This is a genomic window from Streptosporangium amethystogenes subsp. fukuiense, from assembly GCF_042665875.1.
GTDB lineage: Bacteria > Actinomycetota > Actinomycetes > Streptosporangiales > Streptosporangiaceae > Streptosporangium > Streptosporangium fukuiense.
This window is the reverse complement of the sequence record NZ_JBHTEE010000001.1, coordinates 9,887,369-9,906,659: the sequence shown is the minus strand read 5'-3', so window position 1 is coordinate 9,906,659 and position 19,291 is coordinate 9,887,369. Positions and strand designations below refer to the sequence as shown.

The 19,291-nt window shown below is 69.3% G+C and carries 19 protein-coding genes and 2 tRNA genes; 12 read left to right on the top strand and 9 right to left on the bottom strand.

Features of this window, described 5'->3' with window-relative positions:
• The first annotated feature begins 10 nt into the window (after positions 1-10).
• A complete protein-coding gene (locus tag ACFQVD_RS44005; RefSeq protein ID WP_343980185.1) occupies positions 11-403 on the top strand; it encodes a DUF3224 domain-containing protein in 393 nt (130 codons plus the stop codon).
• Positions 404-462: 59 nt separating this feature from the next.
• On the opposite strand, the gene ACFQVD_RS44000 is transcribed toward ACFQVD_RS44005, so the two are convergent.
• Positions 463-535, bottom strand: a tRNA-Ala gene (locus tag ACFQVD_RS44000).
• Positions 536-651: 116 nt separating this feature from the next.
• A complete protein-coding gene (locus tag ACFQVD_RS43995) occupies positions 652-2,163 on the bottom strand; it encodes a vWA domain-containing protein (RefSeq protein ID WP_343980182.1) in 1,512 nt (503 codons plus the stop codon).
• A gap of 291 nt (positions 2,164-2,454) precedes the next feature.
• On the opposite strand from ACFQVD_RS43995, the gene ACFQVD_RS43990 reads away from it, so the two are divergent.
• The 9 genes from ACFQVD_RS43990 to ACFQVD_RS43950 all read left to right on the top strand — a co-directional run bounded on the left by ACFQVD_RS43990 (position 2,455) and on the right by ACFQVD_RS43950 (position 10,902).
• Complete coding sequence (locus tag ACFQVD_RS43990) at positions 2,455-4,224, top strand: asparagine synthase-related protein (RefSeq protein WP_343980179.1); 1,770 nt, start codon at positions 2,455-2,457, stop codon at positions 4,222-4,224.
• 68 nt (positions 4,225-4,292) lie between these two features.
• The gene (locus tag ACFQVD_RS43985) at positions 4,293-4,433 is read left to right on the top strand and encodes a hypothetical protein (RefSeq protein ID WP_343980177.1); all 141 of its coding nucleotides are present in this window, start codon (positions 4,293-4,295) and stop codon (positions 4,431-4,433) included.
• An 803-nt stretch (positions 4,434-5,236) separates the two neighbouring features.
• Positions 5,237-6,283 (top strand): hypothetical protein, encoded by a 1,047-nt coding sequence (locus ACFQVD_RS43980; RefSeq protein ID WP_386273982.1) that lies wholly within the window; start codon positions 5,237-5,239, stop codon positions 6,281-6,283.
• Entirely contained in the window at positions 6,284-6,544 is a 261-nt protein-coding gene (locus ACFQVD_RS43975) for a hypothetical protein (protein WP_386273980.1), read from the top strand.
• Positions 6,545-6,688: a hypothetical protein gene (locus ACFQVD_RS43970; protein WP_386273978.1), complete on the top strand. Its 144-nt coding sequence runs from the start codon at positions 6,545-6,547 to the stop codon at positions 6,686-6,688.
• Positions 6,689-7,108, top strand: a complete 420-nt coding sequence (locus ACFQVD_RS43965; RefSeq protein ID WP_386273977.1) for a hypothetical protein — start codon at positions 6,689-6,691, stop codon at positions 7,106-7,108. It begins immediately after the preceding gene.
• Positions 7,109-7,578: 470 nt separating this feature from the next.
• Positions 7,579-8,964: a selenium-binding protein SBP56-related protein gene (locus ACFQVD_RS43960; protein ID WP_343977074.1), complete on the top strand. Its 1,386-nt coding sequence runs from the start codon at positions 7,579-7,581 to the stop codon at positions 8,962-8,964.
• A gap of 11 nt (positions 8,965-8,975) precedes the next feature.
• On the top strand, positions 8,976-9,602 hold the full coding sequence (locus ACFQVD_RS43955) for a hypothetical protein (RefSeq protein ID WP_343977077.1): 627 nt from the start codon (positions 8,976-8,978) through the stop codon (positions 9,600-9,602).
• 55 nt (positions 9,603-9,657) lie between these two features.
• On the top strand, positions 9,658-10,902 hold the full coding sequence (locus ACFQVD_RS43950; RefSeq protein WP_343977081.1) for a serpin family protein: 1,245 nt from the start codon (positions 9,658-9,660) through the stop codon (positions 10,900-10,902).
• Between the two features lie 14 nt (positions 10,903-10,916).
• Here ACFQVD_RS43950 and ACFQVD_RS43945 read toward each other — a convergent pair whose 3' ends face one another.
• A complete protein-coding gene (locus ACFQVD_RS43945; RefSeq protein ID WP_343977084.1) occupies positions 10,917-11,708 on the bottom strand; it encodes an SDR family oxidoreductase in 792 nt (263 codons plus the stop codon).
• 61 nt (positions 11,709-11,769) lie between these two features.
• Positions 11,770-12,510: an SAM-dependent methyltransferase gene (locus ACFQVD_RS43940; protein WP_343977087.1), complete on the bottom strand. Its 741-nt coding sequence runs from the start codon at positions 12,508-12,510 to the stop codon at positions 11,770-11,772.
• A 106-nt stretch (positions 12,511-12,616) separates the two neighbouring features.
• Here ACFQVD_RS43940 and ACFQVD_RS43935 point away from each other — a divergent pair, with 106 nt between their 5' ends.
• Positions 12,617-13,438 (top strand): MerR family transcriptional regulator, encoded by an 822-nt coding sequence (locus tag ACFQVD_RS43935; RefSeq protein WP_343977090.1) that lies wholly within the window; start codon positions 12,617-12,619, stop codon positions 13,436-13,438.
• Here the strand turns inward: ACFQVD_RS43935 and ACFQVD_RS43930 are convergent.
• Both ACFQVD_RS43930 and ACFQVD_RS43925 read right to left on the bottom strand, forming a co-directional pair.
• The gene (locus tag ACFQVD_RS43930) at positions 13,422-13,859 is read right to left on the bottom strand and encodes an SRPBCC family protein (RefSeq protein ID WP_343977093.1); all 438 of its coding nucleotides are present in this window, start codon (positions 13,857-13,859) and stop codon (positions 13,422-13,424) included. The genes ACFQVD_RS43935 and ACFQVD_RS43930 overlap by 17 nt on opposite strands.
• Positions 13,860-14,140: 281 nt before the next feature.
• Positions 14,141-15,058 carry a diacylglycerol/lipid kinase family protein gene (locus ACFQVD_RS43925; protein ID WP_343977096.1) on the bottom strand — a complete coding sequence of 306 codons (918 nt, stop codon included), beginning with the start codon at positions 15,056-15,058 and terminating at the stop codon, positions 14,141-14,143.
• A 166-nt stretch (positions 15,059-15,224) separates the two neighbouring features.
• On the opposite strand from ACFQVD_RS43925, the gene ACFQVD_RS43920 reads away from it, so the two are divergent.
• Positions 15,225-15,722: a hypothetical protein gene (locus ACFQVD_RS43920; protein ID WP_343977099.1), complete on the top strand. Its 498-nt coding sequence runs from the start codon at positions 15,225-15,227 to the stop codon at positions 15,720-15,722.
• Between the two features lie 422 nt (positions 15,723-16,144).
• Here ACFQVD_RS43920 and ACFQVD_RS43915 read toward each other — a convergent pair.
• The 3 genes from ACFQVD_RS43915 to ACFQVD_RS43905 form a co-directional block, all read right to left on the bottom strand.
• Positions 16,145-16,217: transfer RNA gene (locus ACFQVD_RS43915), tRNA-Ala, on the bottom strand.
• A 19-nt stretch (positions 16,218-16,236) separates the two neighbouring features.
• Positions 16,237-17,667 carry an MFS transporter gene (locus tag ACFQVD_RS43910; RefSeq protein WP_343977102.1) on the bottom strand — a complete coding sequence of 477 codons (1,431 nt, stop codon included), beginning with the start codon at positions 17,665-17,667 and terminating at the stop codon, positions 16,237-16,239.
• A gap of 272 nt (positions 17,668-17,939) precedes the next feature.
• Complete coding sequence (locus tag ACFQVD_RS43905; RefSeq protein WP_343977105.1) at positions 17,940-19,169, bottom strand: CynX/NimT family MFS transporter; 1,230 nt, start codon at positions 19,167-19,169, stop codon at positions 17,940-17,942.
• Positions 19,170-19,291: the final 122 nt, after the last annotated feature.

The following is a 19,291-nucleotide window of genomic DNA, read 5'->3' as shown; positions in this document are numbered from 1 at the left end:
GAGCCCACATATGCCTCGTGCCACCGGAACCTTCACCATCGACAGCTGGGATCCGCACCCCTACGACGAGGCCGAAGGCGCCACGCTCTCCCGCGTCCACATCACCAAGACCTTCGACGGCGACCTGGCCGGCACCAGCACCACGGACATCATCACCGCGATCGCCCAGGTCGAGACATCGGCGGCCTACGCGGGCTTCGAGCGCTTCACCGGCACCGCGCACGGCCGCAAGGGCACCTTCGTGCTCCACCACACGGCCATGGCGCACGCCACGGAGTCGGGGCTGAGCTGGACGATCCTGCCCGACTCGGGCACCGGGGAACTAGTGGGCATCCGGGGCGGAGGGCAGATCGTCAACGACGACGGCGCCCACTCCTTCCACCTCGACTACGAGCTCGGCTGAGAGCGATTCGCCCAGGGAAACAGCGAAGGGCGGCCGTCTGGCCGCCCTCCGGTGAGGAGTGGAGCTATGGGGATTCGAACCCCAGACCTCCTCCATGCCATGGAGGCGCGCTACCAGCTGCGCCATAGCCCCTCGGTGTAACCGTTTGTCGCCGGACCCGGCCCGGCGACCACGCCAGCATATCGGAAATCAGTCCCTACCCTGTAACCACCGGTGCGGGCCGGGGGTGCCGACCCGCGCGCGGGCGTCTACCGTAACGATCCGGCCTTCCCGATCAACGTCGCGAGCTCGGTCACCGCGGGATCCTCGGTGGCCGCCGCCAGGCGGGTGGCGTGGGCGGCGAGGTCCTCAGGGGCCGCCCCGGCGATCCCCTCCCCAGTACGCAGGTACTCGGCGAAGCCCGCGGCCACCACGTCGACCTGGAACCTCGGCGCGGAATCCCGCCACAGCGAGGACGCCAGGTCACCGGCCGCGAGGGAGCGAGTGGCCTCGGCGGGGTCGCGGGTGTCGGGGTCCTGCCAGCGTACGGTGGCGGTGGCCAGCTGACCCGACGCCCCGCCGCGCAGCCGCACCTCGTACAGAGCGGTCACCGAGTGACCGGGGCCGATCTCGCCGCCGTCCTTGGCGTCGTCGCGGAAGTCCTCGGTCGCGAGCTGCCGGTTCTCGTAGCCGATCAGCCGGTACGACTCCACGACCGAGGGGTTGAACACGACCTGTGCCTTGGCGTCGCGGGCGCGCAGGTCGAGGTTGGTGGCGAGTTGCTCGACGAAGACCTTGCGCGCGTCGTCGACGGAGCTGACGTAGACCGCGGCGCCGTCCCCGTTGTCGGCGAGCTGCTCCATCAGCTGATCGCCGTAGTCGCGGCCGACGCCGACGCACAGCAGGGTTATCTTCTTGCCTGCGGCCTCCTCGACCCGGGCCAGGATGCCCTGCCAGGTGGTGTCACCGACGTTGGCCAGTCCGTCGGAGAGCAGGATGACACGGTTGACCGCCACCGCCCTGAAGCTCGTCGCGGCCTCCGCGTAGCCACTGGTCAGCCCCTCCTCCAGGTTGGTCGACCGCCCTATGGCGAGGCGCTCGACGGCGGCATGGAGCCGGTCCCTGTCGGTTGCCGGGGTCATGGACAGAAGGACGTCCGCCCGGTCGCTGAAGGCCACGACGGAGACCTGGTCTCCGGGCCCGAGCTGGTCGACGAGCTTGTGCAGGGCCTCCCTGACCAGGTCGATCCTGCCGGACTCGCTCATGGAACCGGACACGTCCACCACGAAGGTGAGGTTCGCCGGGCGCCGTGCCTCCGCTGCCGCCCTGCGGGTCTGCAGGCCGACGCGGAGCAGCGCGGTGCCGTTGCCCGGTACACGAGCGCCGTCCATGTGCACGGTGAAGCCGTTGTCGTCCGGCTCCCGGTAGTCCTGCGCGAAGGAGTTGACGAACTCCTCGGGCCGGACCTGACCCGGCTCCGGCAACCTGCCCTCCTGGATGATCCGCCTGCTGTAGCCGTACGAGGCGGTGTCCACGTCGAGGGCGAAGGTGGAGATCTGCTCGGCGGCGGTGTCACGTCGCCTGGCGGCCTCGGCCTCGGAGCCCTCGTTCCCGGAGGTGGCCGGACCACCGGTTTCCGCGAGGGAGGGCCGCGGGACCTGCTTGCCGGATTCGGGCATCGGCTGGCCGGCGGCTCCTTTCTCGGCCGACGACCCTCCGCAGGCGGCGGCGGACAGCAGGGCGATGGCGGCGAGGGCAGTGGCGAGCGGGCGTGACTTCATGTCGCCTCCTAGGGATGCGTGTCATTCCCTACGACGGCTCCTTCCACCTTTCCGCCGGGGGCTTGACCCAAGCGAGCACAAACCGTGTTCGGCACGTGATCAGGGCTTTCAGGCCGGATCACGCCCACCGAGTCATCACAGGGGGGTGGACAGGCCCAGCCGGTCGTCACGGACGTCAGGCCGCGGTCACCGTACGGGTGGCGGCGTGTGACAGCATCTCGTTCATCTCGGCCATGCTGTCCGGCCGGACTCCCAGCCGTCTTGAAAAAACGCGACATAGGATCCTTCGTCATGCGGGTGTACCTCGGCCTCGCGGCCAAAGATCCGGAAGCCGGAATACCGGAGGCGATGCTGCGCCGTGTCAGGAACGCGATCGACAGCGCGTTCCCCGTACCACCGGAGGTCATCAGGTCGCGCGAGTGGCACCGCCCCGGCATCACCATGTTCGCCTGGACCAACGAGCCCGACGACTCACGGCAGCCGCCGCCGCTGATGACCGAGCACGACCGGGTGACCGGGGTGAACGGTTACCTGGCCGCACCGGACGACGTGAACCGGCTGGCGGGTATGACCGCGCTGGACAGCGCGGCGGTCGGCGGGTGCTTCTCGGTGTTCCGGGCCACCGGTGGCGAGTTGTCGGCCGCCACCGCGATCCACCGGGTCTGCCCGGTCTACTACGCCGAGACGCCCGACGTGCACGTGATCGGCAGCCGGGCCCTCCTTGTCCATCTCGCCTGCGGCGAGCGTGTCGACTGGGACGTGCTCGCGCTGCAGTCGATGGTCCGGCAGGGATACTTCCTGTCCGACGAGACGCCCTACCTCGGGGTGAGCGCGCTGCCGCCGTCCTCGTCGGTGACCGTCAGGGGCGGCACCCGTACGATCACCACGACCCCGCTCCCGACCGCCGTGCCGGCGCCGGAGTCGCGCAGGCGGAAGAAGGAGCTCGTCGGGGAGCTGGCCGAGGCGCTGCTGGCCACCGTGGAGCCGCTGCGCGCGGCGGGAGAACCGGTGAACCTCGCGCTCACCGGTGGCAGGGACAGCCGTCTGATCGCCGCGGTGCTGCATGCGGCCGGCATCCCGCTGCGCGCGACCACCAACGGCCTGGACACCCACCCCGATGTGATCCTCGCCGGGCGCGTCGCCCAGGCGCTCCGCGTCGAGCACACCGTCATCCCCCCGGCCCGCGCCGAGAAGAAGGACGCGATCGTCGTCGAACACCCGCTCGCGCGGGCCTACGAGACGCTGCGTGCCTGTGAGGGCATGACATCGGCGTACGAGTCGGTCGTCGGCTACCTCCCCTACAGCGCCAAGCCGACCATGTCCGGGCAGAGCGGCGAGATCCTGCGAGCCGGCGGCCTGCTGCTGCTCCAGACCGACCTGGGGGAGAAAGCCCTGCGCCGCCGGGTGGACGTGACCTTCCTGCGAGATCCGGCGCTGTTCAGCGAGGCGGCCAACGAGCACGCCCGCGAGCTGGCCGGGCCGTGGCGAGAGCGGGCTCCGCTGGAGGCGCTCGACCACATGTACATCTCCTACAAGGTCGGCCGCTGGCACGCGGGGGCGCGGGCGGGCTCGCTGCGCCGGGGCGACCAGATCTGGCCCTTCCTCGACAATCGGGTGGTCCGCGCCGCGCTGGGTCTCGACCAGACCTGGCGGCTGTCGGAGGAGGTCATCTACGAACTCCTCGGCATCCTGGCCCCCTCGCTCAGGGACATCCCGATCGAGGGCAAACCATGGCGATTCACCGCCGGGAGGCGGTACTACCCCTGGCAGCGCAAGCCGCAGGTGCTGACCGCGCCGAAGACCGGCGGCGGTGGCTGGAACTGGCGGACCAGCCCCGGTACGGAGCTGACCGGCCTGATACGCGACCACGTCCTGGGGCGCCTCGACCTGCTGACGCCCATCGTCAACCCCGACGAGGTTCGTGCGCTGTTCGCCGAACCCGTCCTCAAAAAGCCCAACCAGGCTTGGCATCTCTACACGGTGGCCACCATGCTGGGTGGGGACTATCCCGGCAAGGAACCCGAGGGCCTGTCCAGGATCCACATCCCCATCCCGTCCTGACCTACCTCCAGGGCCGACGCCGGGGAGGTCCGCCCCTTACCGGCTCCGTGGCGAGGCCCGACAGTGGCATGAAGGTAGAAGAGATCGCGCCCGCGATGGACTTCGACAGCTCGGCGACCTTCCGCCACCGGTTCACCCGGGCGATGCGCGCCTCTCCCCCTGCCTACCGTCGGACGTTCCGCGCCCCGCTGTCGCCCACCCGCCTATAACGGGTAGTCGCGAAAGCTTCGCCCCGTTCGGACCAGGAACCTCCCGGCCTGCACATCACACAACGTTACGCGTACGACGTACGAAGATCGTGCCCGACGAGTACTTCCCGACAGTGGAACGTGTTCCGCGAGCAGGCGTTCTCAACGGCGACGACGACGGCTCCGACCTCGGCCCACAGCCGGTACCGGACGGCGTCGAAACCTACCTTCAATCACCGCACAGTTACCCCTTATCCGACTTGAGTGAATATAATTCACTTATCCAATTAATTGCCGCGACAAGGATATTAGGATTTTATGTAGCGATTCAAATTTACCGCAAGCAAAGAAACGCGCACCTCCCATCAAGCTTCCACACCTGATTCGACCGGCACTTCTCCCACCACTTCCCGAGCGTTCAAAGAATGGCCGCACAGCGTTTTCGCTGAATGCAACGGGAGAGACAACGCACGTGTCTATTTTCATGAAACGGACCCTTGCGGGCGGCGCGCTCGCCGGGGCCGTCCTTCTTCTGCACTCCCCTGTCCCAGTTTCAGCCGATTCGCAGCTTTCAACTTTGACGCAGGCTCGTCTCGAGAGAATCGAATCTGCCAGGGGAACGCAGGTTGACCCCTGTCTTCTGGCGCTTTCCACTATTTGCACGAGCTTCATCTCCGTCCCCGGAACAGTTAACGCCCGCGACCTCTCCAGCACCAAGGCAATCATCCAGGGCGCATTGCAGCCACAGCCGACCTCGGACAGTTCGGCTTATATCCCGCTGTGCAAGTGGCTGGGTCTGCCAAGCTTCCTGTGCCGGATTCCCGATGGAGTCCAGGGTCCTGCTGGACCCGCAGGGCCCAGAGGCCCGGTGGGGCCCCGAGGCCCCGCGGGCGCAACCGGACCTGAGGGCCCCACCGGCCCCGCAGGACCGGCAGGCGCCGATGGCGCACCCGGACCCGAAGGACCCGCAGGACCGCAAGGACCTGAAGGACCCGCAGGACCCGCAGGCGCCGATGGCGCACCCGGACCCGAAGGACCCGCAGGACCCGCAGGCGCCGATGGCGCACCCGGACCCGAAGGACCCGCAGGACCCGCAGGCGCCGATGGCGCACCCGGACCCGAAGGACCCGCAGGACCGCAAGGACCCGAAGGACCCGCAGGACCCGCAGGCGCCGATGGCGCACCCGGACCCGAAGGACCCGCAGGACCGCAAGGACCCGAAGGACCCGCAGGACCCGCAGGCGCCGATGGCGCACCCGGACCCGAAGGACCCGCAGGACCCGCAGGCGCTGACGGCGCACCCGGACCCGAAGGACCCGCAGGACCCGCAGGCGCCGATGGCGCACCCGGACCCGAAGGACCCGCAGGACCGCAAGGACCCGAAGGACCCGCAGGACCCGCAGGCGCTGACGGCGCACCCGGACCCGCAGGACCCGCAGGACCCGCAGGCGCCGACGGCGCACCCGGACCCGAAGGACCCGCAGGACCCGCAGGCGCCGATGGCGCACCCGGACCCGAAGGACCCGCAGGACCCGCAGGCGCCGATGGCGCACCCGGACCCGAAGGACCCGCAGGACCGCAAGGACCCGAAGGACCCGCAGGACCCGCAGGCGCCGATGGCGCACCCGGACCCGAAGGACCCGCAGGACCGCAAGGACCCGAAGGACCCGCAGGACCCGCAGGCGCTGACGGCGCACCCGGACCCGAAGGACCCGCAGGACCCGCAGGCGCCGATGGCGCACCCGGACCCGAAGGACCCGCAGGACCGCAAGGACCTGAAGGACCCGCAGGACCCGCAGGCGCTGACGGCGCACCCGGACCCGCAGGACCCGCAGGACCCGCAGGCGCCGACGGCGCACCCGGACCGGTAGGTGCTGACGGCGCACCTGGACCCGAAGGACCGCAAGGTCCCGAAGGACCCGCAGGACCTGAAGGACCCGCAGGCGCCGACGGCGCACCCGGACCCGAAGGACCCGCAGGACCCGCAGGCGCCGATGGCGCACCCGGACCCGAAGGACCCGCAGGACCGCAAGGACCTGAAGGACCCGCAGGACCCGCAGGCGCTGACGGCGCACCCGGACCCGAAGGACCCGCAGGACCCGCAGGCGCCGACGGCGCACCCGGACCGGTAGGTGCTGACGGCGCACCTGGACCCGAAGGACCGCAAGGTCCCGAAGGACCCGCAGGACCTGAAGGACCCGCAGGCGCCGACGGCGCACCCGGACCCGAAGGACCCGCAGGACCCGCAGGCGCCGACGGCGCACCCGGACCGGTAGGTGCTGACGGCGCACCTGGACCCGAAGGACCGCAAGGTCCCGAAGGACCCGCAGGACCTGAAGGACCCGCAGGCGCCGACGGCGCACCCGGACCCGAAGGACCGCAAGGTCCCGAAGGACCCGCAGGACCTGAAGGACCCGCAGGCGCCGACGGCGCACCCGGACCCGAAGGACCGCAAGGTCCCGAAGGACCCGCAGGACCTGAAGGACCCGCAGGCGCCGACGGCGCACCCGGACCCGAAGGACCGCAAGGTCCCGAAGGACCCGCAGGACCTGAAGGACCCGCAGGCGCCGACGGCGCACCCGGACCCGAAGGACCGCAAGGTCCCGAAGGACCCGCAGGACCGCAAGGACCTGAAGGACCGCAAGGGCCGGAAGGCCCGCAAGGACCGCCCGGACCTCCCGGATCGGGAACTTTGAGTACCTCGACGAGCAGGCCGCCGGTTGTCAGGACGCCGATCATCACTGTCCCGGTCATCTGGACTCCCATGCATGTCTGCACTCCTACGAAAATCTGCTGAGGTTCTCCAGGGGGCTCGTGACACAGGTCGACTGACACCTCCCAGCCCAGTGGTTCGCTCCGAAGGTCTCTAGGAGCAAGAAAGTGGCCTTCGGGAACGGTTGCGTAGGACAGGTGGCCGTCGACTGACAGATAGAACCGACAGACGGAGAGGTACGGGGCGATGACGCCCCGTACCTCTCCGTCTGTCCGCCCCCTACCGGAAGTCCTCACGCCCGCGGGGCGTCTCCACTTCCGTAGGACAGCGAATCGACACCGCCGGGCGTCGCAGCCTTCCACTCCGATTACGCGATATGCCCCCTGGACAGCGGGAAGTTTTCCTACAAGATTAGTTGGATATTGGTTCCGGCTACGAGTCCAGGAGTTCACTGTGCCGCTCATCCAGCCTGACCCCACCTTCTACCCGTCCGCCCGCGAGGCCATGCTGGCCCCTCCGGAGGAGCTCGCCTACGTCGCCCTCCTCGACCCGGCCGGCGACGGCCGGCCCGATGGGCTCGCCACGATCGACCTCTCGGACGGAACGATCATCGATGTGCACGACATGTCCGTCCCCGGCGACGAGCTCCATCACTTCGGCTGGAACGTGTGCAGCGCGGCCCTGTGCCCGTACGCGCCGCACCCGCACGTGGAAAGGCGCTATCTGGTCCTCCCCGGCCTAAGGTCCAGCCGGATCTACATCTTCGACGTCAAGGACGATCCCCGGCATCCCAAGCTCGTCAAGACGATCGAGCCGGAGACGGTCTTCAAGAAGACCGGCTACAGCCGCCCGCACACCGTCCACTGCGGCACGGACGCCATCTATGTCAGCGCACTCGGCAACGTGAACGGCGACGCGCCCGGCGGGGTGTTCACTCTCGACCACGACACCTTCGAGCCAAAAGGCCGCTGGGAGTCCGACCGGGGGCCACAGCGGCTGCACTACGACTTCTGGTGGCATCTCGGGCATGACACGATGATCACCAGCGAGTGGGGGACGCCCAACCAGATCGAGCCGGGCCCTTCGTTGGAGCTGTTGGTCGGCCGACGGTACGGTCACCGGCTGCACGTCTGGGACCTGGCCAGGCGCAGGCATCTCCAGGAGATCGACCTGGGTGACCAGCATCAGATGGCCCTGGAGCTCCGGCCTGCCCACGACCCGACCAAGACCCACGGCTTCGTCAACACGGTGATCAACGTCGAGGACCTGTCGGCCAACATCTTCACCTGGTACCTGGAGGACGGTCTCTGGAAGGCCCGCAAGACGATCACAATTCCAGCCGAGCCCGCCGACCCCGACCTGCTGCCCGAACCACTCAAGCAGTTCGGCGCGGTACCGCCGCTGGTCAGTGACATCTCTCTGACCCTCGACGACCGGATCCTGCTCGTCTCGGCCTGGGGCACCGGCGAGCTCAAGGCGTACGACGTCTCCGACCCGTTCGCGCCGCGCGAGACCGGCTCTGTCCGAATCGGCGGGATCGTCCGGCGCGACGCCCACCCTGCCGCCCCTGACCGGGCGCTGAACGGGGGGCCGCAGATGGTCGAGGCCAGCAGGGACGGGCGGCGGGTCTACTTCACCAACTCGCTCTACCGGTCCTGGGACGACGTCTTCTACCCCGACGGCATCTCCAGCTGGATGGCGAAGGTGGACATCGCCGCCGACGGTTCGATCGCACTCGACCCCGGTTTCTTCGTCGACTTCGCCGCCGACGGCCGCCGTGCGCACCAGATCCGCCTGCAGGGCGGCGACTCCTCCTCCGACTCCTACTGCTTCCCCTGAAGGCTCGCCCGATGGATCTGACGTCCCTGCTCGTCCTGGCCGGGCTCGGCGCCTTCCACGGCCTGAACCCCGCCATGGGCTGGCTCTTCGCGGTCGCGCTCGGCCTGCAGGAGCGCTCGCGCGACGGAGTCCTACGAGCGCTGCCGCCCATCGTGTTCGGCCACGCGGGCTCGGTGCTGATCACCCTCGGGCTGGTGTCCGCGGCACGGCTCGCCGCCCCGCCGAAAGCGGTCTCGTACGGTGTGGCGGCCGTGGTGTGCGCCTTCGGCCTCTGGCGGCTGCTCAGACGGCGCCACCCCCGTTGGGTCGGCATGAGGGTGACGAGGTGGCAGCTGGCCGGATGGTCGTTCCTGATGGCCACCGCTCACGGAGCAGGCCTGATGGTGCTCCCGGTCACCCTGCGCGGCGGGCATGAGGGACATGGCGGCCATGGCGGCCATGACGCCACCGCGCTGGCCTCGCAGAGCCTGCTGGCGACCGGGGCGCACACGCTGGCCATGCTGGTGACGACCACTGTCCTGGCCCTGGTCGTCTACGAACGGCTGGGGGTGGCGGTGCTCCGCAAGGCGTGGTTCAACCTCGACCTCGCCTGGGCCGTCGCCCTCATCGGGGCGGGCGCCTTCGCCGCACTCACCTGACGTCACCCGCCACGCCGAAGGTGAACCGCCGTGCGGCGGCATGCGTTCTAGAAGCATGCGCCGACTGTTTCCCGCCCTGCTGGCCGTCGCCGTCCTGTCATCGTGCGCCATCGCCGAGCCCAACGTGATCACTGCTGAGGGGGTGCGGCGGGAGGTCCCGGACAACCCTCCGGTCGCGGAGACCGTGCATGGTCTGACGTCCTTCGGACATGCCCTGTTCACCGCGACCACGAGCCCGGGGGGCAACGCCGTCCTGTCACCCTTGAGCATCGGTTACGCCTTCGGCATGGCGAGGGCGGGGGCCGCCGCGGACACCGCCACCGAGCTCGACACGGTCTTCGGCTTCCCCTCCGCGGGACCGCATGCCTCGCTCAACGCGCTCGCCAGGCAGATCATCACGACCGAGGACCCGCCGCCCCCTCCCGCCCCGGGCGCGGAGCGGGATGCCCGGGACGCCCCCGCCCCTGCGATCGTGAGCATGGCCAATGCGCTGTTCACCCAGGAAGGGTTGAGCGTCAGGGCGGAGTTCCTGCGCACGCTCGCGGCACAGTACGGCGTGGGTGTGCACCAGGTGGACTTCACCGGGGATGGCGCCAAGGTCATCGACGCCTGGGCCGAGGAGCGAACAGCCGGGCGGATCAGGAAGGTGTTCGACAAGCTGAGCCCACAGACCAGGCTGGTCATCGCCAACGCCGGCTACCTCAGGGCCGAGTGGACGACGCCGTTCACCGAACCGGCCGAGGAAGGCGTCTCCTTCACCCGCGCGGACGGCACGACCGTGCGTACGACCCTGATGCGCCGCGACGGCGGCCTCCCGTACGCGGCGGGGCCCGGCTGGCAGGCCGTGGAGTTGCGGTACGCCGGCGGTGACCTGGCCATGTGGGTTCTCGTACCGCGAGCGGGCGGTTCTCCCGGCGACCTGCTCTCCCCCGCCGTGATGGCACGGGTGGCCGCCGAGCTCAGGGAACGGCCGGTGCGGCTCGCCATGCCACGCTGGGACTTCTCCACGAGCCTGGACCTGGCGGAGCCGCTCGGGAGGCTGGGACTGCGGGGGACCGACTATTCGGGCATCACCGACGGCGCCTCTCTTGAGCAGGCCGTCCACCGCGCCGACATCACGGTGAACGAGTGGGGCACCGAGGCCGCCGCCGTCACCGGCCTCGCCTTCACCGTGTCGGCCCCTGCCCCGCCCGAGGCAGAGGTCCGTGCCGACCACCCGTTCGCCTTCGCGATCGTCCATCGGCCGACGCTGACCCCGCTGTTCATCGGCCAGGTCGGCGATCCGGCCGCCAGGAGCTGAGCCGGCCCGGACGATCACGCCCGCAACGAGTCGACGAAATACGCCATTCCGGTCAGCCAGCGGTCGGGGTCTTCTGCCTTGCGCCGGACGAAACCGGCCACCTCGGGATGCGGGAAGATATGGAACCGCTCGGCGGCGAGGCCCTCGACCACCACGTCGGCCACGGCCTCGGGGTCGAGGACGGATCCCGACGCGCCCGCCGCCCTCGCGCTGAGATGGTCCGCGGCGACGCCACGCTCGAACATGGCGGTGCGCACGCTCTGCGGGCAGAGCACGCTGACCCTGACACCCCTGGTCGCGTAGTGGATGGACACCCACTCGGCGAAGGAGATCGCCGCCGACTTGGTCACGGCGTAGGGGGCGTCTCCGGGGCAGCTCACCAGCCCGGCCGCCGAACAGGTGTTGAGCAGGTAGCCCTCACCGCGCTCGACCATCCCGGGCACGACCGCGCGCGCCGCGTAGACGTGGGCGAGGACGTTCACCGCGATCGTCCGGGTCCAGTCCGGGCTCGTGGCGTCGAGCCCGCGGCCGGTGGTGACGCCGGCGTTGGAACAGAACAGGCCGACCGGGCCGAAGGCACTCTCGGCGGTGGTGACCAGGCCGCGTACGTCCTCCTCGACCGACACATCGGCCCGTACCGCGACCGCCCGGTCACCGATCTCCCTGGCCACTGCGGTCGCGCCCGCCGCGTCGATGTCGGCCACGACCACGCCGGCCGCACCCTCCGCGGCGAACCTGCGGACCATCGCCCGGCCGATCCCGCTCGCGGCCCCGGTCACCACCACGACCTTGTCCCGCACCCGCATGCAAGCTCCCTCGAACCGACCAGCCGGTCTCTGGGAACCTATTCCTACCCGTCAGTAGCCGTCAACGACGGCGCAGCACGAAGACACCCCAGCCCAGGTGTCGCCTGCCGTACTCGACATGCGAGCGGCGACAGCGCTCCAGGAAGCCGCGCACCCCCTCGACGTCGGGATCGTCGGGGTTGTCACGCAGCCAGTCGCTCAGCGTCCACCACTGGCTCGCCACGTAACGGTCCCAGCTGTCCTGGTCGGCGAGGACCATCTCCAGCACCTCGACCCCCGCCGCCTCGAACCTGTCGAAGGTCCCCGCCAGCGAGGTGAAGTCGTCCGGCCCGAACCCGAACGACTCGTATGCCGCCGCGGGCGGCTCGGAGTTCCAGTACGGCTCACCTACGAGCAGGATCCCGTCCTCCTTCAGCGGGGGAAGCATCAGCTTGACCGTCCCCTCCAGCCCGTTGCCGATCCAGGTCGCCCCCAGGCAGGACACGACGTCGAACGTCCCCGGCTCCGCCGGGTAGGCTCCGGCGTCGCCCTTCACCAGGCGTACGCGATCGGCCACCCCGAGCTCCCCGGCCCTGGCACGCGCCGCGTCGAGGAAGACGTCGCTGATGTCCACCCCGACCCCTTCGATCCCGTGGGCGAGAGACCACTGGCAGAGCATCTCCGCCTTGCCGCAGCACAGGTCGAGCAGGCGGGTTCCCCGCCGGAGCCTGGCGACCTCGCCGAGCAGCGCCAGCTTGTCGTTCGTGAACGGGTTGAGGATGCGGTGACCGCCCTCGGCGATCTCGTGAAAACGCAGTGACATGACCGCCATGTTTCCCAGGTGGGAAGAGCCGGACAACCGGTTATCCGCGGGGGGGGGATCCGGGGTTGCGGCTGACACGGTGTCAGCCCCTATACCTGAAGGCACCATGTTCAGCATAGGAGAGTTCGCCCAGCTCGGCCGCGTGTCGGTGCGCATGTTGCGCCACTACGACGCGATCGGCCTACTTCAGCCCGCCCATGTCGACCCGGCCGGTCACCGCTTCTACCGGGCCGGCCAGCTGTCGCGGCTCAACCGCGTCGTCGCCCTGAAGGATCTCGGCTTCACCCTGCACCAGGTCGGTTCGATCCTGGACGAGCGGGTCGACGCCGCGGAGCTTCACGGGATGCTGCGGTTGCGCCGCGCGGAACTGGAGGAGCGGATCGCGGCGGACGCGGCACGGCTGATCCGGGTTGAGGTAAGGCTCACGACAATCGCCAAGGAAGGTCACATGCACCCCGAAGAGGTTCTGCTCAAGCCGATCCCCGCGACCCGCGTGGCGGAGCTCACCGCCGTCGCGGCGAGCTACGACGCCGAGGACATCGGCCCCGTCATCCAGCCGCTCTTCGACGACCTGTGCCGCAGGGTCGAGACCGCCGGAGTGAGGATCACCGGTTACGGCATCGCCCGCTACGAGCCGGAGGCCGACGGCCGGGTGACCGTGCACGCCGGTGTGGAGGTCTCCGCGGAGGCGGGCGGCGACCACGACTTCGCGATCGTGGACCTGCCGGAGATCGAGTCGGCCGCCACGATCATTCACCGTGGCTCGATGGAGCAGACGGGCCCGACGTTCCAGACGCTGGCCCACTGGATCGACGAGCATGGCTACCGGGGCGTCGGGCTCGCGCGGGAGGTCTCCATCGACTGCCCACCCGACGCCCCTGACAACTGGGTGACCGAATTGCAGATGACGGTCACGCGCGCGCGATGACCAGATCGCTGAGGCGGCGGACATCCTGCTGGAGCTTGTGTTTGAGCGCGTGTCCGAGAAAGGGGGCATACAGGCGCCGCAGGCCGCGGAACCTGACTCTGAGGCGAACGGTCACCAGGCAGCGGTCGCCGCCCAGCGGCACGACCGACCTGCCGCCCTCGGCGTCGATCCCCGAGATCGTCCGCCAGGCGAACTCCCTTCCGGGAGTCACCGAGGTGACCACGCTGCCGGTGTAGTGGACACGGCCCCTGAAAGTGATGAACTCGTCCGTGGTGGTGCCCGGGACGACGAGGCCCGGCGGGTCCGGCGCCATGGTGGTCACGCCCGCGCGCCATCGGGGATCCTGGCCGAAGTCGGCGATGATCTGCCATATCTCGGCGGCCGGACACGCTATCTCGATCGACACATTCAGTTCGATCACAGCTCGTACACGATCCCTGCCGGACCCTCGGACCTCGCCCGCAACCGGGTTCGGGTGGCATGTGAGCGAACACCGGAACGGACCCGCCCGGGGCGGCCAGGGCCGTCGACCTCCGTCCAATGACTACTGGTCATTGCCGCTCTTTTCCATCAAGCGATTTAGTCGACAAACCATATCGAATCTGCATTTGTTATGAATGTTGACCAAAAGGGAGAATCGGCGGAGACCTGACGCCTGTCCCCGATCCTTGGTCCACGGTGACCGGGATCGGGGATCGGGGATCACAGCTGTTCGGAACCGGTGGACTCGGGGACGCGGATGGTGACGCCACCGGGCACGACCTTGGCCTTGAGCTTGGTGACGGCCCCCTTGGCGCCACCGTCCAGCTCGTAGGTCATCGGGGAGCCGAACCTGGCGGTGATCTTGCGAGCCCGGGTCATCCGGACGAACGGCGAATCCTCGGACCGCCCCGCGCTCATCCGGCCGAGCACGCGGGCCCACTGGATCGGCCCGTTCGCGGTGGTCACGCCGATCTCCAGCCATCCGTCGTCGGGACGCGCGTCGTCGAACGCCTCGATGCCGCCGGTGATGGTGCCGACGTTGCCCAGCAGCAGACAGCTGGCCTCGCCCTCGAACCACGTCACCCCGTCGATCCTGACCTCCATCGGCACGAGCTCCCCGCGCACGTGACGCAGGCCCGTCCAGACGTACGCCGCACGTCCCAGGCGGTCCTTCAGCCCCCGGTCGGCCTCCTCCATCATCGCCGCGTCGAAACCGACCCCGGCCATGACGGCGAAGTGCTCCCCGTTGACCTTCCCCAGGTCCAGCTTCCGGTTCTCACCGTGGAACGCGACGTGCACGGCCTTGGGCAGGTCCTCGGGGATGCCCAGGTTCTGCGCGAAGAGGTTGCCCGTTCCCGCGGGGAGGATGCCGACCGTGACGCCCGAGCCCGCGATCGCGTCCACGCAGCGCTGCACCATGCCGTCACCGCCCCACACCAGGATCAGGTCGGCGCCCTCCTTCAGCGCCTTCCGCGCCTTCTTCGGCGCCTTCTTGCTCTTGGGCACCTCGTACCAGAGCAGCTCGCCGACTCCCTCGTCGGCGAGGAGCCTGCGCAACTCGTCCAGCCCTCCACCGAATGACTTCCGCTGGTGAGCGATTACCGCGACCGTGCCGACCTTCTGCTTCCGGGGCAGCATCTGACCTCCTGTAGCACCCTGCCGGATACGCTGACGGCTGCCCTCGCACCGGAGCGGCAAACGTCGCGCACCCCCAGCTCGCACCTGGTTTCCTCGTTTCCCGGCTGCTCGTCCGGTTCGGTCAATCGGTGATCAACCGGTCCCAGAAGTCACTATCGTCACAACCATGGAGCAACTGGCGTTCACCTCGACCACCCTGGTCAACTTCAAGGACAGGACCTACCGCTGGGTGGACGTGAAGCACTTCCGTATCGTCCCCGGACAGGACGACGAACCGCTGCTCACCGCGCTGCTCTCGCACCAGCTGTACCGGGACGACTACCTGGGCCCCGACTCCTGGAAGGACGGTGGGTCGGTGCACGGCCCCTACCGCCTCGACGCGCTCTCGACCGCCTCCTTCGAGGGCGTCGACGCGGAAACCGCCTCCGCCACGATCCGCACCTGGGCCGACAGGTACACCGATCTTCCCGAGACCGTCGCCCACGACCTGGAGAGCGAGGTCTACCGGCTGATCCGCGCGGCCACCTCCCTCTACCGCCTCCGCGACCTCGACGAGGCGGACCGCGACGACGACCTGGGATGGATCCTCGGCGACTTCCACGAGCTCGTGCTGATCGACCGGAACGAGGGCTCCCTTGCCGTCGTCGTCGCCTCCGACGACTGACCCGGCCCTCCGCACACGTTCGGCTCTCCGGCCCGCGGCGAACGCGAACACACGGCCGAGCACCTGGGCCGATACGGAGACCGGACAACGTACGGCACGCCCCGAACGAAGCGAAGCGTCCGGGGGTGCGGGGGGCAAAGCCACCGCCTCGGGGGTCACTCCCCCGTGCGAACGACGAAGGGGCCCGCCGGAAGCAGATCTCCGTCTGCGAACAGCGAACCCCGGTCACCACATCGGGGGGCTCGGGGGTCACTCCCCCGTGCGAACGACGAAGGGGCCCGCCGGAAGCAGATCTCCGTCTGCGAACAGCGAACCCCGGTCACCACATCGGGGGGCTCGGGGGTCACTCCCCCGTGCGAACGACGAAGGGGCCCGCCGGAAGCAGATCTCCGTCTGCGAACAGCGAACCCCGGTCACCGAAGTGGAGCTATGGGGATTCGAACCCCAGACCTCCTCCATGCCATGGAGGCGCGCTACCAGCTGCGCCATAGCCCCTTGCGATGCAGATGAAATCTTAACCGACTTCTGACACCCCTCGCGCCATCATTCCGGACACGAGCGCGATGGCCGCCGACCCCAGGGCGCTCGCGGTGATGATCCCGAAGGAGATCACATAGGCGTCCCGGGACGGGATGGCGGTGCCGGCGATGGTGATGGAGGTGAGGAGCGCGGCGGTCGCGGCGCCGGAGAGGCTGCCGCCGATGGAGCGGACCAGGGAGTTGATACCGCTGGCGATGCCGCTCTGGTCCCTGGGCACGTGCTGCACGGCGAGCGCGCCCAGCGCCGCGTAGGCGATGCCGAAACCCAGCCCCTGCACCGCGTTGGCGCCGACCAGCTGGAGCACCGAGTCGTTGAAGAGGGTGAACCAGCCGAATCCGATCGCGCACAGGCCCGCGCCGAGAGCGAGGGAGTAGGCGGGACCGAACCAGGCAGAGAGACGGCCGGCCATGAAGGAGGAGAGCAGCATGGTCACGGTGCTGGGCAGGGCGTAGAGACCGACGTCGAGGACAGATCCCCCGAAACCATACCCAGCGGACGGGGGTGTCTGGATGAAACTGGAGATCAGGGCGAAGGAGCCGAACATGGCGAAGCCCAGGAGCAGCGAGGCGAGGTTGGCCGGGAGGGAACGGCGGCCGACGAGCAGGTGGAGCCGTACCATCGGCGCCCGGAGCCGCAGCTGGCTGAAGACCCAGACGGCACCGAATCCGCCCGCGCCCGCGAACAACCGCAGGACGGCCCCCGAACCCCAGCCCCAGTCGTTGCCCTTGGAGATCGCCAGCAGCAGGCAGACGAGCCAGGCGGACAGCAGCGCCGCGCCGATGAGGTCGGGGCGGCCTCCGGCACCGGTTCCGCCACCGGGGGCACTCAGCACGATGAGGACGATCGCGATCACGCCGAGACCCGCGGTGATCCAGAAGACCGGGTGGTGGCTGGGGGTGCGGTCGGCGATCAGGCCGGTGACGATCATACCGAGGCTGCCGCCGACGCCCATGGTGGCGCTGACCACCCCGATGGCCGTCATGACCCTGTCGGACGGGAAAGTGTCCTTGATCATGCCGATGGCCAACGGCACCAGCGCCGCCGACGCGCCCTGCAGGGCCCGTCCGGCGATCAGTACGGGAAAGGAGCCGGACAGGGCACAGACCAGCGAGCCCAGGACGAGCAGGCCGACCGTGAACAGGATCATCCGCTTCTTGCCGTACATGTCGCCGAGGCGTGACAGCAGCGGCGTGGCCACCGCGGCGGCGAGCAGCGAGGCGGTGAAGACCCAGGTGACCTCGGCCACCGACACGCCGAAGGTGGCCATCAGCCGGGGCAGCAGCGGGATGACCACGGTCTGCTGGACGGAGACGACCATTCCCGCCGCGGAGAGCGCCACCAGGGTCAGCCAGAGATGTCTGCCCTGCTGGGCGGTACCCGGTTCGGCGACGATCGTTCCCGTCACTGCACACTCCTTCGCTGCCGGCTTCTGTTCTCGCATGGTAAGGCGCGGCAGTAAACAGCCGTTTACCGGGCTATGTCACACCGAAGGGCCGTGACGTGTACGCCCCTGTGGCCGTTGAGCGTTTCGAAGGACACCGCGACCTGCCGGCCGGGGTCGCCCACCGGATCCCGGGCGGCGTGACCGACGCCGAAGACGTGGTCCAGGAGGCGCGACCGCGCCGGCGCGGCCTGTGCCGCCCCCGAGAGGGCACAGGCCGCGCCGGCGAGGGAGGGTCAGCGCGTTAGAGCCCGCTCGTCCTCCAGGTAACTCGGCCGCCCGGCGTACCAGCCGGCCACGAACTGCACCGCGACCACCCCGAGCAGCAGCAGGAACGGCAGCGTCCAGCCACCGGTCGACTCGTGCGCGAAGCCGATGACCAGGGGCCCGGCGCCCGCGATGAGATATCCGGTGCTCTGCCCGAAGGCCGACAGCGCGGCTGTCGCATCGGGGGTGCGGGTGCGCATGGCGAGCATGGTGAGCGCGAGCGGGAAGGAGCCCATCCCGATGCCGACCAGGCTCGCGAAGAGCCACGCCAGGCCGACGGGCGCGAGCCAGAGACCGAGGAAACCGGCGACGTAGAAGACCACGAAGACGGCGACCACGGGCCGCTGGTCGGAGAACTTCGACGCCGCCCAGGGCACGAGGAGCGAGATCGGGATACCGATCGCGGTGAAGACGCCCAGCACCAGACCCGCCTGCCCGCTGCTGTAGCCACCATCGATGAGGATCTTCGGCAGGAAGCCGAACATGATGTAGGCGACCATGCTCTGGGTGCCGAAGTAGGCGGCGACCGCCCAGGCCAGCCTGCTGCGGAGCAGGGCACGAGCACTCGTTCCCTCGCTCGCGCCGCGCCGCTCCGGCTCACTGCGCGCGAGCGCAAGCCACGGAATGGCGGCAACGGCGGCGAGCGCCCCCCACACTCCGAGGGCAACGTGCCAGTTGCCGTCGGTGGCCTGCTGGATGGGCACGGTCGCGGCGGCCGCGAGCATCGTGCCCACCGCGAGGGCCGTGGTGTAGACGGTGGTCATGGTCCCGGCCCTGCCGGGGAAGTGGCGCTTGATCAGGCTGGGGATGAGCACGTTGCCCACCGCTCCGCCCGACAGCGCCAGGGCACTGCTGTAGAGGAACACCTCGGCCGAGTCCACCATCGAGCGGATGAGCAGGCCGGCGCCCAGGGCGATGAGGGAGAGAAGCAGGAGGCGGTGTTCGCCGACCTTCCTGGCCAGCGCCGGGGTCACCGCTCCGACCGAGGCGAAGATGAGCACGGGGAGCGTGGTGAGCAGCCCGACTCCGAGGGTGGTCATGCCGAGGCCGGAGGTTATCTGGTCGAGAACCGGCCCGACGCTCGTGACGGCGGTGCGCAGGTTCAGCGCCGCGAGAACGATTCCCAGCACGAGCAACCAGGCGAGAGATCCTGTCGTTCCACCGGTGCGGCCCCTGGTCTGATGGGTTAGCACGCTCATGCTGGCTTCAGTCCTCCTCAGTGGTTTCATCCAATCGTAGGATGATTGGCTGACCACAACTTTAACAGGACTGAAACATCCGTTTGTTCCTGACCGGCGCATCGATGCGGAGGTGATCGAAA

What these genes read in the sequence shown, in the direction of transcription:
- ACFQVD_RS44005 (WP_343980185.1), top strand. Translation starts at nt 11, where the DNA reads ATGCCTCGTGCCACCGGAACCTTCACCATCGACAGCTGGGATCCGCAC.
- ACFQVD_RS43995 (WP_343980182.1), bottom strand. Translation starts at nt 2,163, where the DNA reads ATGAAGTCACGCCCGCTCGCCACTGCCCTCGCCGCCATCGCCCTGCTG.
- ACFQVD_RS43990 (WP_343980179.1), top strand. Translation starts at nt 2,455, where the DNA reads ATGCGGGTGTACCTCGGCCTCGCGGCCAAAGATCCGGAAGCCGGAATA.
- ACFQVD_RS43985 (WP_343980177.1), top strand. Translation starts at nt 4,293, where the DNA reads ATGAAGGTAGAAGAGATCGCGCCCGCGATGGACTTCGACAGCTCGGCG.
- ACFQVD_RS43980 (WP_386273982.1), top strand. Translation starts at nt 5,237, where the DNA reads ATGGAGTCCAGGGTCCTGCTGGACCCGCAGGGCCCAGAGGCCCGGTGG.
- ACFQVD_RS43955 (WP_343977077.1), top strand. Translation starts at nt 8,976, where the DNA reads ATGGATCTGACGTCCCTGCTCGTCCTGGCCGGGCTCGGCGCCTTCCAC.
- ACFQVD_RS43950 (WP_343977081.1), top strand. Translation starts at nt 9,658, where the DNA reads ATGCGCCGACTGTTTCCCGCCCTGCTGGCCGTCGCCGTCCTGTCATCG.
- ACFQVD_RS43945 (WP_343977084.1), bottom strand. Translation starts at nt 11,708, where the DNA reads ATGCGGGTGCGGGACAAGGTCGTGGTGGTGACCGGGGCCGCGAGCGGG.
- ACFQVD_RS43940 (WP_343977087.1), bottom strand. Translation starts at nt 12,510, where the DNA reads ATGTCACTGCGTTTTCACGAGATCGCCGAGGGCGGTCACCGCATCCTC.
- ACFQVD_RS43935 (WP_343977090.1), top strand. Translation starts at nt 12,617, where the DNA reads ATGTTCAGCATAGGAGAGTTCGCCCAGCTCGGCCGCGTGTCGGTGCGC.
- ACFQVD_RS43925 (WP_343977096.1), bottom strand. Translation starts at nt 15,058, where the DNA reads ATGCTGCCCCGGAAGCAGAAGGTCGGCACGGTCGCGGTAATCGCTCAC.
- ACFQVD_RS43920 (WP_343977099.1), top strand. Translation starts at nt 15,225, where the DNA reads ATGGAGCAACTGGCGTTCACCTCGACCACCCTGGTCAACTTCAAGGAC.
- ACFQVD_RS43905 (WP_343977105.1), bottom strand. Translation starts at nt 19,169, where the DNA reads ATGAGCGTGCTAACCCATCAGACCAGGGGCCGCACCGGTGGAACGACA.